Origin of the sequence: Marinobacter sp. THAF197a, assembly GCF_009363275.1 — a bacterium.
Lineage (GTDB): Bacteria > Pseudomonadota > Gammaproteobacteria > Pseudomonadales > Oleiphilaceae > Marinobacter.
On sequence record NZ_CP045324.1, the window covers coordinates 807,798 to 824,529 of the forward strand.

The following is a 16,732-nucleotide window of genomic DNA, read 5'->3' on the forward strand; positions in this document are numbered from 1 at the left end:
GCTTTTTTCTCGACGGGACTGTTTACGATTGGTTACACTTCGGCACGCTTTGTGCGTAGCGCTGATAACACACTCGTTTTACATTGTGGGTAATGAGTATGTCTACCGGGCGCTGCGATTTATCAGTACGTAGTTGTTGCCAAGGATAGCAGAACCGCTCGGATATTTATTTCCGGGCCGCAGCACTACAGGGACAGGTATGCGGCTCTTCAATGAAATCGAATGACGATATGAACGTAATATTCGTTGGCAAACGCCACGGCCGTTCCCGGGCAATCGCGCTCAACGCCGGTATTGTTGCAACTCTGGTGTTTACTGTGCTGGCGCTGTTGTTGGCGGCTGGCTGGGCGGGTTATCAGGTGGCCGTGGCAAAGGCTGAAGCCAAAAAGCCCACAGAGACCGAACTGGTATCTACCTGGCAGGACAAGCTTCAGGAGCAGCGGGTCGAGGTGACGCGGGTTCGGGAGAGCGTGCAGCAGCAGGTGGACGCTTTGACACTCCGGCTTGGTGATATCCAGGGGCGGCTTCTGCGATTGGACGCCCTTGGTCAGCGCTTCGTTGAGTCCGGGCTGGTGGCCAGCGATGAATTCAACTTTGATCAGCCGGCGGCTGTGGGTGGCCCCGAAGACGGTATGGGTGGTGAGTCCTACAGTGCCCCTGAGTTGACCGATATGATCGAGCAATTGGAGCGCACGCTGGATGATCGTGAAAAGCAGCTGCGATTGCTTGATAAGGTGGCGTCCCGCAACAAGCTCGAAGACGAGCTGTATCTGCAGGGCCGTCCCATCACCTGGGGTTGGTTGTCGTCCCCTTATGGATACCGTACCGACCCCTTCACCGGCAAGCGCCGCTGGCATGCCGGAGTGGACCTGGCCGGCAAGGAAGGCAGTGATATCATCACTGTCGGTGCCGGCGTGGTGACCTTCGCCGGTGACCGCTTTGGCTACGGCAATCTGGTTGAGGTAGATCATGGCGACGGGCTGGTTACCCGTTATGCCCACGCCAAGACCATCAAGGTCGAAACCGGTGATGTGGTCCAGAAGGGGCAGGTTGTGGCACTGATGGGAAGCACCGGCCGGTCGACTGGCCCCCACGTGCATTTTGAAGTGATCCGCAATGGCAAGTCCGAAAATCCTGAGAAATATATCCAGCGCGCAAGCCGCTGATTCCATTCCCGTGAACCCCACCTTTTGTCCTGTCGCCAAATAAGGTTAGAATGCCGGCTTCCTCCGTTTAACTGAAGAAGCAGTGGTCTATGTTCACAAAGCTTGCAACGAAGATGTTCGGCAGTAAAAACGCCAGAGAAATCAAGCGGATGCGCAAAACCGTTACGCGCATCAATCAACTTGAAGAGGCGCTGGGCGGGTTGTCGGATACCGAGTTGCAGGGCAAGACCGCTGAATTCCGCCGGCGTCTTGATGAGGGTGAAGCCCTGGATGCCCTGTTGCCCGAAGCCTTTGCCACCGTTCGCGAGGCCAGCCGCCGGGTGATGGGGATGCGTCATTACGACGTACAGCTGATTGGTGGTATGACCCTGCACGAAGGCCGCATTGCCGAGATGAAGACCGGTGAGGGTAAAACCCTGGTGGCCACCGCAGCGGTTTATCTCAATGCATTGCCCGGCAAGGGCGTTCATGTTGTAACCGTCAACGATTACCTGGCAAGCCGTGATGCCGAGTGGATGGGCAAGCTGTATCGCTTCCTTGGCCTGACCATTGGCGTGGTCGTTGCTGGGCAGCCGCCGGAAGAGAAGCGCGCCGCCTACCAGGCAGATATCACCTACGGTACCAACAACGAATTCGGCTTTGACTACCTGCGCGATAACATGGCCTTCAGTATTGATGACAAGGTTCAGCGCGGTCTCAACTTTGCCATCGTGGATGAGGTGGATTCCATCCTGATCGACGAAGCCCGTACCCCGCTGATTATTTCCGGTGCTGCCGAAGATTCCTCGAAGCTCTATCAGGCCATCAATACGCTGATTCCGGGCCTTGAAAAAGGCGAGGTCAGTGAATCCGGAGAAAGCTCCGGCGACTTTACCATCGACGAAAAGTCACGCCAGGTAGAGCTCACCGAGGCCGGTCATGAGAAGGTTGAAGAATTGCTTCTGGAGCGAGGCCTGCTGCAAGAGGGCGAAAGCCTGTACTCGGCAGCCAACCTGAGCCTGCTGCACCACGTTCATTCAGCCCTGCGGGCTCATCACCTGTTCCAGAAGGATGTCGACTATATCGTTCAGGGCGGTCAGGTGGTGATCGTTGATGAACACACCGGCCGGACCATGCCGGGCCGCCGCTGGAGCGAAGGCCTGCACCAGGCCATCGAGGCGAAAGAAGGCCTGAAGATCCAGGCCGAGAGCCAGACCCTGGCATCGACCACCTTCCAGAACTATTTCCGTCTGTACGACAAGTTGGCCGGCATGACCGGTACGGCCGATACCGAAGCCTTCGAATTCCGCCAGATCTACGGTCTGGACGTGGTGGTGATTCCGCCCAACAAACCCATTCAGCGGATTGACTATAACGACCTGGTGTACCTGACCCAGGAAGAAAAGTTCCACGCCATCATTGATGAGATCAAGGATGTCACTGGTGAAGGCCGGCCTATCCTGGTGGGTACCGCATCCATCGAGGCCTCCGAGCTGCTGTCCATGCTGCTCAAGAAGGCCCGCATTGAGCACAAGATCCTCAACGCCAAGCAGCATGACTCTGAGGCACTGATCATTGCCCAGGCGGGCCGCCCCGGCGCGGTGACGATTGCAACCAACATGGCCGGTCGTGGTACGGACATTGTGTTGGGCGGTAACTGGGAATACGAAGTGGCCGCCCTGGATAATCCGTCCGAGGAAGAAGTCGCCCGCATGAAGGCGGAGTGGACCGAACGCCACAATCAGGTGCTGGATGCCGGTGGTCTGCATATTATTGGTACCGAGCGTCACGAATCCCGGCGGATCGACAACCAGTTACGGGGCCGTGCCGGCCGTCAGGGCGATCCGGGTTCTTCCCGTTTCTTCCTGTCGCTGGAAGATAACCTGATGCGGATCTTCGCGCCTGAGCGGGTGAAGAACCTGATGCAGGCCATGGGTATGAAAAAGGGTGAGGCCATCGAGCATCGGATGGTTACCAACGCCATCGAGAAATCCCAGCGCAAGGTGGAAGGTCGTAACTTCGACATGCGTAAAACCCTGCTGGAATACGATGACGTAGCCAACGATCAGCGCACGGTGATTTACGACCAGCGTAACGAGGTGATGGCGTCTGACGACATCTCCGAGATGGTCGACACCATTCGCAGCGATGTGGTTGACGCGATGGTCAGCGAGTTTATTCCGCCCCAGAGCATGCCGGAACAGTGGGATGTGGCCGGGCTGGAAGCGCAGCTGCAGTCGGAAATGGCCATTGATCTGCCGATTCAACAGTGGCTGGACGAAGACAGCAAACTGTATGAGGAAAACCTGCGCCAGAAGATTCTTGACGCCATCGTCACCGAATATAAGGCGAAAGAAGAGATTGCCGGCGCAGAACCCATGCGCAAGTTCGAGAAACAGGTGTTCCTGCAGGTGCTCGACACCCTGTGGAAAGAGCATTTGTCGAACATGGACCACCTGCGCCGCGGTATCCACCTGCGCGGTTACGCTCAGAAGAACCCGAAACAGGAATACAAGCGCGAAGCCTTCAACCTGTTTGAGACCATGCTGGACACCATGAAGCGTGACGTCACCCGTGTGTTGTGCCATGTCCGGGTTCAGAGTCGCGAAGAGATGGAAGAGATTGAGCGCCGCCGCAAGGAAGAGCTGGAGCGGGAAATGGCCCGGGCCAAGTTGCGTCACGATCAGACCAGTGCCACCCAGGGTGAGGATGATGGCCAGGGTAACCAGGCCCAGGGCACCCCGGAAACTTTCGTTCGCCAGGAGCGCAAGGTAGGGCGAAACGAGCCGTGTCCCTGCGGGTCTGGCAAGAAGTACAAGCAGTGTTGCGGTAAGGTCAGCTAAAACCTGAGCAGCAACCTCGGCACCAGAACCCGCAATCGGCCAGTGTATGGGCGGTATGCGGGTTTTGTCGTTTACAGTTTCGGATAAATTCAGGAGGCAGGCATGGCGGTAGGTCCCGGAACCTTACCCGAGTTTTACCCGGTGGCGGGTATCAAGGTGGGGATTGCGAGTGCGGGTATCAAAAAGCCCGGGCGTAAAGACATAGTGGTGTTCGAGTTGGTGCCGGAGGCAAGGGTAGCGGGCATATTTACCCGTAATCAGTTCTGCGCGGCTCCTGTGGTACTCAGCCGGAAACACTTGGCCCAGGGCGCACCCCGCTACCTGCTGATCAACACCGGCAATGCCAACGCCGGTACCGGAGAGCGGGGTATGGCCGACGCCCTGCGTTGTTGTGAGGCGCTGGCCGCCGAAGCGAGCGTCAGCCCTGACGCGGTGTTGCCGTTCTCAACCGGTGTGATCGGTGAGCCCCTGCCGGTCGACAAGATTATCAAGGCGCTGCCGGAAGCCCTGGCCAATACCCGGGAAGACCGCTGGGCGGAAGCCGCCAGTGGCATCATGACCACCGACACCCGGCCCAAGGGGGCGTCTGTGCGGGTGGACCTGGGTGGCCATGCGGTGACCATTTCCGGCATCAGCAAGGGCGCGGGCATGATCCGGCCAAACATGGCCACCATGCTCGGGTTTATCGCCACCGACGCCCGCATTGCACCCGACGTGCTGCAGTCATTGGCGTCGGAACTGGGCGAGAAGTCGTTCAACCGGATTACCATTGATGGCGATACCTCCACCAACGATGCCTGCATGTTGATGGCCAGTGGCCAGTACGACGGGCCGGAAATTACCGCAGGCAGCCCGCACCTGCCGGCGTTGAGAGAAGCCCTTCGCCAGGTATACCTGGACCTGGCCCATGCCATTGTCCGGGACGGTGAGGGTGCCACCAAGTTTGTCACCATCGACGTCAGCGGTGCTGCCAGCCAGCAGGAGGCGCTGGATGTGGCCTATACCGTCGCGCACTCGCCGCTGGTGAAGACCGCGCTGTTTGCCTCGGACCCGAATTGGGGCCGGATTCTGGCGGCGGTGGGGCGCGCGGGCGTGCCGGACCTGGACCTGGGCTCTTTGGAAATCTATCTGGGGGATGTCTGCCTGGTGCGCAACGGTGGCCGTGCCGATGATTACTCCGAGGACCGGGGTCAGCGGGTAATGAGCCAGGAAGAAATCACCATTGCCATCGACCTCAAGCGCGGTAGCGTCCAGGAAACCGTGTGGACCTGTGACTTCTCCCACGACTATGTGACCATCAATGCCGAATACCGTACCTGAGCCTGAGACCCTGGCGGGGAAGAAGCAGATCCACGTTGCCGTCGCCGTCATTATCCGTGACGGCCGGGTTCTGATTGCTCGCCGTCCGGATCACGTGCATCAGGGCGGACTGCTGGAGTTCCCGGGTGGCAAGGTGGAGCCGGGGGAGACCGTACAGCAGGCCCTGGTTCGGGAGATTGCCGAGGAAACCGGCCTGCAGGTACCCCTGGCCAGCCTGGAGCCGGTGATCGGTATCCGCCACGACTACGGTGACAAACAGGTGTTCCTGGATGTCTGGAAAACCTCGGGGGCCGAGGGGCAGCCAGAGGGCCGGGAAGGGCAGCCGATCAGTTGGCTGCGCCCGTGCGAGCTCGCCGATGCGGATTTCCCTGCCGCCAACCGCCCGATCATCAGGGCACTCAATTTACCGCAGCGCCTGGCTATTGTTGGCCCCATGGCATCCTGGCAGGACGGTATCAGCCGGCTGGAACGGTCGATTGGCGGGATGGCGGGGCAGCTGGTTGTGCTTCGGGCGCCTCAATTACCGGATAACGATTACCTGAAACTGGCGGCAGAGGCTTTGCCGATCTGTTCCGGTGCCGGCGTCGGACTGGTTTTGCATGGCCATCCGCGTTTGCTGGGTGCGTTTCCGAAAGCTGCCGGCCTGCACCTGCCCTGGCGTGAGGCTCAGGCGCTCTCAAGGCGTCCTGTGCCGGCCGATCGATGGCTGGGTGTGTCGTGCCATGACCAGGGCCAGCTGCACCATGCGGCGGCCCTGGGTGCGGATTACGCGACGCTGGGCCCGGTGTTGGAAACGTCCACCCATCCGGGGCAACCCGGAATGGGCTGGGGGCAGTTCGAATCCCTGGTGGCCAATGCCAGGCTTCCAGTCTACGGGCTGGGGGGGCTGACGCCAGGTCATGAAACACTGTGTCGTGAGCGGGGCGGCCAGGGCATTGCCGGCATCGGATTCTGGTGGTGAGCCGCTGGCGGAGATTACGGATTTCCGCCGGCATCAGTCTGTGCAACAGTAGTTAATCAGTGACAGATCAAAAACGAGCGGGGAGTGCAGCGTGAGCAAGTTGACCCATCTGGATGATAAGGGCGAAGCCCGAATGGTGGATGTGACGAGCAAGGCCGTCACCGAGCGGGAGGCCCGGGCGGAAGCAACCATCCGCATGGCGCCGGAAACCCTGCGAATGATCATTGATGGTGAGCATCCCAAGGGAGATGTGCTGGCTACTGCCCGTATTGCCGGCATCATGGCGGCCAAGAAGACCCATGACCTGATTCCCCTGTGCCATGCCCTGAATCTGACATCGGTGAAAGTGGAGTTGTCCCCGGGGGCGGATGGCGCCTCGGTGCATATCCTTACCCGCTGCAAGCTGTCGGGGCAGACCGGTGTCGAGATGGAGGCGCTTACGGCCGCCAGTGTTGCCGCGTTGACCCTGTACGACATGTGCAAAGCCGTTGATAAGGCGATGGTGGTGGATGGTGTGCGGCTGCTGGAAAAGAAGGGTGGCCGCTCGGGACACTGGCGCGCGCCGGAACAATGATCTGCTCTCTGGCCTTGGCCGTACTCTTTCCGACCACACTGTATTCGGAGAGTAAACGTGCCAACACTACGCCAGGCAAGCAGCCGCATGATAGAATGCCCGCCCAATTTGTCAGAACCACGAGGAAATACAGTGGCTGTTCGTTACATTGAGACCTGCCGTTTGCCCACCCCCTTCGGTGTGTTCGACATGCACGGCTTTGAGGAGCCGGACACCGGAAAGGAGCATGTGGCACTAACGCTGGGCGATATTGATAGCGATGAGCCTCTGCTGGCACGTACTCATTCCGAATGCCTGACCGGCGATGCCCTGTACAGCATGCGTTGTGATTGCGGGTATCAGCTGGAAGAAGCATTGCGCAGCATTGCCCGCGAAGGTCGTGGCATTCTGATGTATCTGCGCCAGGAAGGCCGTGGCATCGGGTTGCTGAACAAGATTCGCGCCTACCGGTTGCAGGATCAGGGCGCAGATACCGTAGAGGCCAACGAGCGGCTGGGTTTTGGTGCGGATTTGCGGGACTACAGCATGTGCAAGGACATGCTCGAGCACCTGGGGATTCGAAGCCTGAAGCTGATGACCAATAACCCCAGGAAGGTCAAGGCGTTGGAGTCTTACGGAATTCAGATTTCGGAGCGTGTTCCCCTGCACGTGGGTCGCAACCCGCACAACGAACACTACCTCAATACCAAGCAAAGCAAGCTCGGCCACTGGCTCGAGACTCATCAGGATGACGACCCGGCCTGATTGAGCCGGCTGGCAGAGTCGGCTGATAGCACGGCTGTGCTATCAGCCAGCAGTGATCACTTGATGGCGGTCAGTGCGGCGTTACCGAGGCGGTCAATCCGACTTGCGATGGCGCTACGGATACCTTCCGGGTCCAGCCCGCATTCCTTGAGCAATTCCCCGTGCTTGCCATGGTCGATGAAGCGGTCAGGCAAGCCCAGCTGCAGCACCGGCAGCATCACTTCCCGTTTATTCAGGCATTCGGTCACTGCGCTGCCGGCACCGCCAGCCACAACGTTCTCTTCCAGCGTTACCAGCAGGTCGTGTTGTTCGGCCAGTTCCAGTACCAGGCTCTCATCCAGCGGTTTGACGAAGCGCATATCGGCCACGGTGGCATTCAGGCTGTCGGCCGCCTCCAGGGCAGAGCCCAGCAGAGTGCCAAAGTTAAGTATGGCCACCCGAGTGCCCTCTCGGACAACGCGACCCTTGCCGAGGGGTAGAGCCGTCAGTGTCTGCTGGATTTCGGCACCGGGGCCGGTGCCCCGGGGGTACCGCACGGCAGCTGGGCCATGGTATTGAAGACCGGTGTGCAGGAGCTGGCGGGTTTCGTTTTCATCTGAGGGGGTCATCACCACCATTTTCGGGATGCAGCGAAGATAGCTGATGTCGAACGCGCCGGCATGGGTCGGGCCGTCTTCGCCCACCAGCCCCGCCCGGTCGATGGCAAACAGCACGTCCAGATCCTGGATGGCAACGTCGTGAATCAGTTGGTCATAGCCCCGTTGCAGGAAGGTAGAATAGATTGCCACGACAGGTTTGGCACCATCACAGGCCAGCCCGGCCGCCAGGGTTACCGAGTGCTGCTCTGCGATGGCTACGTCAAAGTAGCGGTCCGGGAAACGCTCCGAGAACGCCAGCAGGTCTGAGCCCTCGCACATCGCGGGGGTGATGCCGACCACGCGCTCATCCTGCTCCGCGGCATCGCACAGCCATTGCCCGAAGACGTTGGCGTATTTCGGTTTGGCCTGCTTCGGTTTGACCGGCTCCGGCTTGCTCGGTGGCACGGGTTCAATCTTGTTGATGGCGTGATAGCCAATGGGGTCCGCCTCTGCGGGCGCAAAGCCCTTGCCTTTGGTGGTCACCACATGCAGGAACTGCGGGCCGTCCAGCTCCCGGATGTTCTCCAGGGTTTCAACCAGCAATGGCAGATCGTGGCCATCAATGGGGCCGATGTAGTTGAAGCCCAGCTCCTCGAACAGCGTGCCCGGGGCAATCATGCCCTTGAAGTGTTCTTCGGTTTTCTTCGCCAGCGCCATCAGGTGTGGGGTGCTTTTCAGCACTTTCTTGCTGCTGTCCCGAACCTGGTTGTAGGTTCGGCTGGCCAGCAGCTTGGCAAAATAGTTGGACAACCCGCCCACGTTGCGGGAGATCGACATGTCATTATCGTTCAGGATAACCAACATATCGGCGTGCAGGTGGCCGGCGTGGTTCAGGGCCTCGAAGGCCATACCGGCGGTCATGGCGCCGTCGCCAATCACCGCAATGCTCTTGCGCCCGGTATTCTGCATGCGGGCTGCAATGGCCATGCCCAGTGCGGCGCTGATGGAGGTGCTGGAGTGGCCAACACCGAAGGTGTCATATTCACTTTCCGCCCGTTTCGGGAACCCGGCCAGGCCATCCTTGCGGCGGATGCTGCCCATCTGTTCCCGGCGACCCGTCAGGATCTTGTGGGGGTAGGCCTGGTGGCCAACATCCCAGACCAGTCGATCTTCAGGCGTATTGAAGACATAGTGCAGGGCGACGGTCAGTTCCAGAACGCCCAGGCCGGCACCAAAGTGCCCGCCGGTCTGGCCGACAGACCAGAGCAGGAAAGCCCGGAGTTCTCTGGCCAGTTGGGGAAGATCTTCCTCGGGCAGGGTGCGCAGCTGGGCGGGCACGTCAATCCGGTCAAGAATGGGCGTGTTGGGCCGCTGCGACGGGATTTCCCTGAAAATGTATGTGTCCTGCATCAGCTCGGGTCTTTATCGGAATATGGATTCTATGACTGGCATTATAAGGGAACAGGGAGGTGTGTTTCACACTTCCCGGGCCAGATGTTACAAAACGGTGTCGTCAGACCGGCCGATTCTTGTTTGTCAGCGCGGTTCAGTGGCTTCTGGCCACCACATAATCGGCCATGGCCCTCAGCACCTCGGCTTCGTCGCCGAAACTGTCCAGGGCACTCTGGGCCTGATCCAGCAGCTTCTCCAGGTGTTCCCTGGCACCGGAAATACCCAGCAGGGCCGGATAGGTGGGTTTCTCCCTGGCGGCGTCCGAGCCCTGTCGCTTTCCGATGACTTCGGTATCGCCTTCAATATCCAGCAGGTCATCCTGCACCTGGAACGCCAGGCCCAGGGCGCTGGCAAAATCAGACAGGGCGGCCAGTTGTTGATCTGTGACCGAACCGGATGTCAGCGCGCCAAGGCGAACACTGGCTTCGATCAGGGCGCCGGTTTTATGGCGATGCATGGACTCAAGTTGTTCTATGGTCAATTGGCGGCCAACCGATTCCAGATCAATGGCCTGGCCCCCAACCATGCCTTGATGTCCGCTGGCGGTCGCCAGTTCCCGAATCATTGCGATGCGTTGTTGGTCTGACAGCTCCGGGGCCTCCGCCAGAAGTGCAAAGGCCAGGGTTTGCAGCGCATCGCCGGCCAGTATGGCGCTGGCTTCGTCAAACGCGATGTGAACGGTTGGTCGGCCACGCCGGAGGTCGTCGTCATCCATGGCGGGCAGGTCGTCGTGCACCAGGGAATAGGCGTGCACCAGTTCCAGCGCACAGGCGGGGGCCAGCGCCGCTAATGGATCGGCGCCGATGGCGCGGGCTGCGGCCAGGCACAGTGCCGGGCGAATGCGCTTGCCACCGCCCAGAACGCTGTAGCGCATGGCCTCATCCAGCCTGGGTGAGGCGGCGCCATCGCGAATAGAGAGTTCCAGTGCCTGGTCAATCTGCTGGCGGGATTGCTCCAGAAATTCCAGAGCCAGGGACAGGCGCTCACTCATCAGTTGGCATCATCCGCTGAAAAGGGGCGGGTCTCCAGGGAGCCATCGCTGTTCTGAACCAGCTGTTCAACACGCTGTTCGGCGGTTTTCAGGGCGGTCTGGCATTCTCGGGTGAGCTTTACGCCCCGTTCGAAGGCTGCCAGTGACTGCTCCAGCGAAAGCTCTCCCTGCTCAAGATCGCGAACCAATCGTTCAAGTTCGTCCAGGGATTTTTCAAAGTCGGCAATGGATGTGCTGCTGTTATTCTCACCGGCCATGGGCGACCTCCGGTCAGGTGTTTCGGAAATTGCGCGGATTATATCAGAGTCCCTGAGCTATCGCTGCCAGGTGAATTGGCGTTTTTCCAGAGTTGTGGCATTCGGTCCCCAGGATTGCTCGGTGACTGACACCTGGCCCTGTCGGGACACGGTAACAACCGTGGTTGCTCGGGTTCCGTAGTGGTCGCCGACGATGAATGGTGAAGACAGAAATCGCTCGGTTTCCATGCCAACGCCGGTATCCGGAAGGCTCCGGTCGGGCGCTGGCGTGGTGTCCTGTAAGAGTGACAGTAGCTGTTTGTGCAGCGGCGCCGGGTCTTTGCGCGCTTGTTCCACGCAGTGGCCAACGGCCTTGCGTAACCTCAGCAGTTTTGGCCAGGGGGTCTGCAGCAGGTGGTTGCTCAGGCCATAAACGCCCCGGAATACCTGCCGGCCAGGGTGGGCGTCCCGATTGCTGTAATACCAGCCTCCAAGCCCGGTCAGCTTCACCAGGTTGAACCCTGCGTAGCGGCCCGGCTCTGCATCCAGTGAGGATTGCAGTTCACTGGTTGAGAGTCTCAGTGCGTGTAAGGGCAGTTCGCCACGGCTTTGGCGGCCAGCCTCGGGGCTTCCCTCCCGCACGTTGGTCACGGCTGTTACCGTGCCGTCGGTATTGACCGCCAACCAGGTGCCGCCGGATTCCAGGTCCTGTCCGGCCAGAATTTGCTGGCCGTTGTTGTCCTGCCACCAGTCGATGGCGGCGGTGGGGCGCCGGAAGAACTCGTCCCGGTTGGCTGCCACCACCAGGGGAAATTCCGGGCTTTGTCCGATGGCGAAAGCAATGAGGCACATGGTCGATGGCAATCCTTTAATTGAATTGGGAGGCTGCAGCGGTTGGCAACAATGCGTATCATACCAGCCTGATTTATTCCCGGGATTAAGCAAACAAACATGACCCTGATCGGTATATTCATTCTGTACCTGACACTAGGTGCACTGGCAGGCACCATGGCTGGCCTGTTCGGAATCGGTGGTGGCCTGGTTATCGTTCCGGTGCTGATTTTCACTTTTGGCTTCCAGGGGTTCAGTTCCGAGATCGCCGCTCACCTCGCTATTGGTACTTCTCTGGCCACTATTGTCTTTACGTCTATCAGTTCCATACGCACCCACCATATCCATGGGGCTGTCCGGTGGGAACTGGTGCGTCCCATGACGGTCGGAATCATCGTCGGGGCATTGGCCGGCGCGTGGACGGCGTCGCTGCTGAGTGGCCCGATGCTGAAAACCATCATTGGCGCCTTTGCGATTCTGGTCGCGCTGAAAATGCTGCTGGAAGCAAACCCCAAGCCTGGTCGGGATGTGCCTGGAAACGCCGGGCTCGGCGTGGCCGGTGGGTTTGTGGGCTGGGCATCTGCCATCTTCGGAATTGGTGGTGGCACAATCTCCGTGCCTTACCTCACCTGGTGTAACGTGCGCATGCAACAGGCTGTCGCCACGTCCGCGGCTTGCGGCTTGCCGATTGCCTTGGCCGGCGCTGCTGGCAACATCTGGACCGGCTGGCAGAACCCGCAGCTGCCCGATTTCAGTGTTGGGTTTATCTATTTGCCGGCGTTGGTCGGTATTGTTGCCACCAGTGTCTTTTTTGCCCGTTTCGGCGCAAAGCTGGCGCACAAGCTGGATGGCCGCCTGTTGAAGAAGATATTTGCCGTTGTGCTGATCCTCGTCGGCCTCCGATTCCTGCTGAGTTGAGAGCGTATTCATGTTGCAACACCCGCAGATTGACCCGGTGGCTATTGCCATCGGCCCCCTGAAAATCCACTGGTATGGCCTGACCTACCTGGTTGGCTTCGCCGCCGGCTGGTGGCTTGGCCGCCTGCGTAGCCGCAAACCCTGGTCGCCCCTGAATGAAGAGCAAGTAGGTGACCTGCTGTTTTATATGGCCCTGGGTGTCATTCTCGGTGGCCGTTTCGGGTATGTGGTGTTTTATAACTTCGATGCCTTCCTGGCCGACCCGCTATGGTTGTTGCGGGTGTGGGAAGGGGGGATGTCGTTCCATGGCGGCCTGCTGGGCGTCATGCTGGCGATGTGGTGGTTCGGGCGTAAAACGTCGGCCGGGTTCTGGAGCATCGCCGATTTTGTGGCGCCGCTGGTGCCGGTGGGCCTGGGCGCGGGCCGCATCGGCAATTTTATCAACGGGGAGCTTTGGGGCAAACCTACGGATGTGTCCTGGGGCATGGTGTTCCGCACCGCCCCCGACAGCCTGGCCAGGCACCCCTCCCAGATCTATCAGTTTGCCCTGGAAGGGGTGGTGTTGTTCGCTATCCTGTGGTGGTTCTCCTCCCGGCCCCGCCCGAAAATGGCCGTCTCTGGCCTGTTTCTGGCCTGCTATGGCAGTTTCCGATTCTTTACCGAATTCTTCCGCCAGCCTGACCCGCAACTGGGTTACCTGGCCTTCGACTGGCTGACCATGGGGCAGGTGCTGTCGTTGCCCATGGTCGTTGCTGGCGCTGCCCTGATTGTTATTGCTTACCGGAGAAACGCTGCATGAAAGCTTACCTCGACCTGATGCAAGACGTTGTTGACAACGGATTCGACAAGGGCGACCGCACCGGCGTTGGCACCCGCTCCGTGTTCGGCCGGCAAATGCGCTTCAATCTGCAGGATGGCTTCCCCCTGGTGACCACCAAGAAAGTCCACCTACGCAGCATCATCTACGAATTGTTGTGGTTCCTGAAAGGTTCCACTGACAACAACTGGCTGGCGGAACGAAAGGTCAGTATCTGGAACGAGTGGGCGCTGGACAACGGCGACCTGGGGCCGATTTACGGCAAGCAGTGGCGCAGCTGGCAATGCCACGACGGTCGGGTGATCGATCAGATCAGCGAGGTTATCGAGCAAATCCGAACCAAGCCCAACTCCCGGCGCCTGATCGTCTCCGCCTGGAACCCGGCGGAACTTCCGGACGAGTCGGTCAGTCCGCAGGAGAACGTGCGGGAAGGGCGCATGGCGCTCGCTCCCTGCCACTGTCTGTTCCAGTTCTATGTGGCGGACGGCAAGCTGTCTTGCCAGCTTTACCAGCGCAGCGCGGATCTGTTTCTGGGGGTGCCCTTTAACATTGCGTCTTACGCTTTGTTGACCCACATGATTGCCCAGCAGTGTGATCTGGATGTTGGCGAGTTTGTGCACACGTTTGGGGACTGTCACCTCTACAGTAATCACCTGACCGACGATATCGTGTTCGAGCAGCTAAAGCGCGAGCCCCGCGGGTTGCCCAGGCTGGTCATCAAGCGCAAGCCGGAATCCATCTTCGACTACGAGCTGGAAGATTTCGAATTCGAAGGTTATGACCCTTACCCGGTCATCAAGGCCCCTATTGCGATTTGATTGATGGTCTGGCGGTGTTTTCGTCAGACGGGCCCGCGAGTATGGGGGGCGGCTGCCAAGCGGGTGGGGCTTTCCGAAAAGCGCCTCAAGACGTCCCTGTGCGGCTTCGGCTCCGCCATCCCTGGCTCCGCAGATTTTCGGAAAGCCCCACCCGCTTGCCAGCGATCACGCTGCGAGATGGATCGCAGTAAATGAGGTCATACAGTGAAGTTTGGGTGCGAGGGGCGGGAGCTGGTTTTCAAAACTGTGCGGAGCCAGGGATGGCGGAGCCCAAGCGTCACATGGATGTGCTTGAGCGTGTTTTGAAAACCAGCTCCCGCTCCTCGCTAACTCCAGGTTATGAGGACCAAATATGAGAAAAGCACTGATTGTTGCGATGTCCCGGAACCGCGTCATTGGGCGGGACAACAAGCTCCCCTGGTATCTGCCTGGCGATCTGCGTTACTTCAAGCAAGCCACTATGGGTAAGCCGATCATCATGGGGCGGAAAACCTGGGATTCCATTGGCAGGCCACTGCCGGGACGGATGAACGTGGTGATTTCCCGAAACCCGGCATGGGAAGCGCCGGCCGGCACGGTCGCGGCGGCATCATTGGATGAGGCGTTGGTCAAGGCTCAGGCCCAGGCGGAACTGGAGGGTGGTGATGAGGTGATGATCATCGGCGGTGGCCAGATCTACGCCGAGGCGCTGCCCATGGTCGACCGGATGTACATCACACAGGTGCACGCCGAGGTAGATGGCGACGCTTACTTTCCGGAAGTGAACTGGGATGACTGGGAAGAGATCGGACGCGAAGATTTCTCCGCGTCTGATAATAATCCTTACGACTACAGCTTTGTCGTCTACCAGCGTAGCCGGTCAGCCTGACCGGCTAGCGTTTCTGGCCCTTAGCGCGGGGCGCGCTTGGGACCATTGGCAGAGGGCTTGCCGCCTTTGCCAGCAGGCTTGCCCTTGGGTGGTCCCTTGCGGAAGCCGGGCTTGCCATCTTTGCTGAATTTCTTGCCGGGCCCACCCTTGCGGAAACCGCCTTTGCCCGGAGGCGGGCCTTTGCGGTCGCGACGGGGCGCTGCCGACACTTCCGGCAGGGCTTCCGGCTGCTCCAGCGGCAGGGAGTCCGGCTGGGAAGCTTCCAGCAAGCAGGCCAGGGCGCCAGCAACGGCGGCCATGTCCATATCGTTACGCTCGGCAATTTCGTCCAGCAGGGCAATGGCCTTTGCGGCGCGTGGGTCTTCGGTGAAGCCCAGCAGTTGCGTTTCAAACTGCTCTACCCGCATTTTCTGCAGGGCCGCCGGCGACGGCAGTTGGTACGGTTCCATCGGCGAGTTGGTCGCACGCTCAAGCGTTCGCAGCCAGCTGCGCTCGCGCGGTGTGACCAGCAAAATCGCCTTGCCGGTACGGCCGGCACGGCCAGTACGGCCAACCCGGTGGATGTAGGCCTCGGTGTCGTAGGGCACGTCGTAGTTGATCACGTGGGTGATCCGGGGCACATCCAGGCCACGGGCAGCAACATCGGTGGCGATGATGATGTCTTTCTTGCCGCGCTTGAGGTCTTCTACGGTCTGTTCACGCTGGCGCTGGTTGAGGTCACCGCTCAGGGGCGCAACCGCATGGCCTCGGGCTGACAATTTTTCCGCCAGCAGGGTGGTCTCGGCCTTGGTGCGCACGAAGATAATAGAGGCGTCGAACGGCTCCACTTCCAGGATGCGGGTCAGGGCATCCAGCTTACGCTCGGCGTAGACCGGCAGAACGAACTGGGCGATACGCTCAACGGTGCGGGTCTCGCTCTCGATCTTAACTTCCGCGGCGTTCTTCAGGTAAGTCTGTGCGACTTTCTTGATCTGCGGCGGCATGGTGGCCGAGAACAGGGCACGCTGACAGTTGTCCGGGGTTTTCGCCAGAATCGCTTCGACGTCATCGATAAAGCCCATGCGAAGCATCTCGTCGGCTTCATCGAGCACCAGGGCGCGCAGGTTGTCCAGTTTCAGGGTGCCTTTGCGCAGGTGGTCGAGCATCCGGCCCGGGGTGCCTACGATAACCTGGGCGCCACGCTTCAGCCCGCGAATCTGCGGAGAGAAGTCCTGGCCGCCGTAAATGGGCAGCACATGGAAGTTGCGGAACTTGCTGGCGTAGGTGGTAAAGGCTTCTGCCACCTGGATGGCCAGTTCCCGTGTGGGGGCCAGGACCAGGATCTGGGGTTCGGCAATGTTGGCGTCGATGCGGCTCAGCAGCGGCAGGGCAAAGGCTGCGGTCTTGCCGGTACCGGTCTGGGCAACACCCAGCAGGTGTTTGCCGGCCAGCAGGGCAGGGATGGATTGCGCCTGGATGGGCGACGGAGTTTCATAGCCAACTGCGGAGACGGCTTCCAGTACGGCTGGATCGAGCCCCAGTTCGGCAAAAGACAATTCTGACATGAATGTACTCGGTATTCGGAGGGTATCGCATTACAAAGGCAATGCATGATTTTGAAACATTATAGTCGGTTTGGGCAGTCTTTAACATGACT

At 59.8% G+C, this 16,732-nt stretch carries 15 protein-coding genes; 10 read left to right on the forward strand and 5 right to left on the reverse strand.

The window, feature by feature from the left end; genetic code table 11:
- Nucleotides 1-230: 230 nt before the first annotated feature.
- From FIV08_RS03720 to ribA, 6 genes are all read left to right on the forward strand, one after another.
- Nucleotides 231-1,166: a M23 family metallopeptidase gene (locus FIV08_RS03720; protein ID WP_416376905.1), complete on the forward strand. Its 936-nt coding sequence runs from the start codon at nucleotides 231-233 to the stop codon at nucleotides 1,164-1,166.
- An 89-nt stretch (nucleotides 1,167-1,255) separates the two neighbouring features.
- Nucleotides 1,256-3,988 (forward strand): preprotein translocase subunit SecA, encoded by a 2,733-nt coding sequence (secA, locus tag FIV08_RS03725; RefSeq protein ID WP_061333018.1) that lies wholly within the window; start codon nucleotides 1,256-1,258, stop codon nucleotides 3,986-3,988.
- A gap of 102 nt (nucleotides 3,989-4,090) precedes the next feature.
- Entirely contained in the window at nucleotides 4,091-5,308 is a 1,218-nt protein-coding gene (argJ, locus tag FIV08_RS03730) for a bifunctional glutamate N-acetyltransferase/amino-acid acetyltransferase ArgJ (protein WP_061333019.1), read from the forward strand.
- Nucleotides 5,289-6,269: a Nudix family hydrolase gene (locus tag FIV08_RS03735; protein WP_061333020.1), complete on the forward strand. Its 981-nt coding sequence runs from the start codon at nucleotides 5,289-5,291 to the stop codon at nucleotides 6,267-6,269. The genes argJ and FIV08_RS03735 overlap by 20 nt, the downstream gene beginning before the upstream one ends.
- 91 nt (nucleotides 6,270-6,360) lie before the next feature.
- Nucleotides 6,361-6,843, forward strand: coding sequence for a cyclic pyranopterin monophosphate synthase MoaC (gene moaC / locus FIV08_RS03740; protein ID WP_058090996.1), 483 nt, complete (start codon nucleotides 6,361-6,363; stop codon nucleotides 6,841-6,843).
- A 132-nt stretch (nucleotides 6,844-6,975) separates the two neighbouring features.
- Nucleotides 6,976-7,587, forward strand: a complete 612-nt coding sequence (ribA, locus tag FIV08_RS03745; protein WP_058090995.1) for a GTP cyclohydrolase II — start codon at nucleotides 6,976-6,978, stop codon at nucleotides 7,585-7,587.
- Between the two features lie 56 nt (nucleotides 7,588-7,643).
- Here ribA and dxs read toward each other — a convergent pair whose 3' ends face one another.
- The 4 genes from dxs to FIV08_RS03765 form a co-directional block, all read right to left on the reverse strand.
- Nucleotides 7,644-9,575: a 1-deoxy-D-xylulose-5-phosphate synthase gene (dxs, locus tag FIV08_RS03750; RefSeq protein WP_152437374.1), complete on the reverse strand. Its 1,932-nt coding sequence runs from the start codon at nucleotides 9,573-9,575 to the stop codon at nucleotides 7,644-7,646.
- Between the two features lie 136 nt (nucleotides 9,576-9,711).
- A complete protein-coding gene (ispA, locus tag FIV08_RS03755) occupies nucleotides 9,712-10,608 on the reverse strand; it encodes a (2E,6E)-farnesyl diphosphate synthase (protein ID WP_152437375.1) in 897 nt (298 codons plus the stop codon).
- Nucleotides 10,608-10,865 carry an exodeoxyribonuclease VII small subunit gene (locus FIV08_RS03760; RefSeq protein ID WP_058090992.1) on the reverse strand — a complete coding sequence of 86 codons (258 nt, stop codon included), beginning with the start codon at nucleotides 10,863-10,865 and terminating at the stop codon, nucleotides 10,608-10,610. Before FIV08_RS03760 ends, ispA begins: the two co-directional genes overlap by 1 nt.
- A 57-nt stretch (nucleotides 10,866-10,922) precedes the next feature.
- Nucleotides 10,923-11,696 (reverse strand): NRDE family protein, encoded by a 774-nt coding sequence (locus FIV08_RS03765; RefSeq protein ID WP_152437376.1) that lies wholly within the window; start codon nucleotides 11,694-11,696, stop codon nucleotides 10,923-10,925.
- Nucleotides 11,697-11,795: 99 nt separating this feature from the next.
- Between FIV08_RS03765 and FIV08_RS03770 the strand changes: the two genes are divergently transcribed.
- The 4 genes from FIV08_RS03770 to FIV08_RS03785 all read left to right on the forward strand — a co-directional run bounded on the left by FIV08_RS03770 (nucleotide 11,796) and on the right by FIV08_RS03785 (nucleotide 15,096).
- Complete coding sequence (locus tag FIV08_RS03770; protein WP_106693386.1) at nucleotides 11,796-12,593, forward strand: sulfite exporter TauE/SafE family protein; 798 nt, start codon at nucleotides 11,796-11,798, stop codon at nucleotides 12,591-12,593.
- A gap of 10 nt (nucleotides 12,594-12,603) precedes the next feature.
- Nucleotides 12,604-13,392, forward strand: a complete 789-nt coding sequence (gene lgt / locus FIV08_RS03775; protein ID WP_106693387.1) for a prolipoprotein diacylglyceryl transferase — start codon at nucleotides 12,604-12,606, stop codon at nucleotides 13,390-13,392.
- A complete protein-coding gene (locus tag FIV08_RS03780; protein ID WP_152437377.1) occupies nucleotides 13,389-14,228 on the forward strand; it encodes a thymidylate synthase in 840 nt (279 codons plus the stop codon). The genes lgt and FIV08_RS03780 overlap by 4 nt, the downstream gene beginning before the upstream one ends.
- 352 nt (nucleotides 14,229-14,580) lie before the next feature.
- Nucleotides 14,581-15,096 carry a dihydrofolate reductase gene (locus tag FIV08_RS03785; protein ID WP_152437378.1) on the forward strand — a complete coding sequence of 172 codons (516 nt, stop codon included), beginning with the start codon at nucleotides 14,581-14,583 and terminating at the stop codon, nucleotides 15,094-15,096.
- A gap of 20 nt (nucleotides 15,097-15,116) precedes the next feature.
- Here the strand turns inward: FIV08_RS03785 and FIV08_RS03790 are convergent, their stop codons facing one another.
- Nucleotides 15,117-16,640, reverse strand: a complete 1,524-nt coding sequence (locus FIV08_RS03790; RefSeq protein ID WP_152437379.1) for a DEAD/DEAH box helicase — start codon at nucleotides 16,638-16,640, stop codon at nucleotides 15,117-15,119.
- Nucleotides 16,641-16,732: the final 92 nt, after the last annotated feature.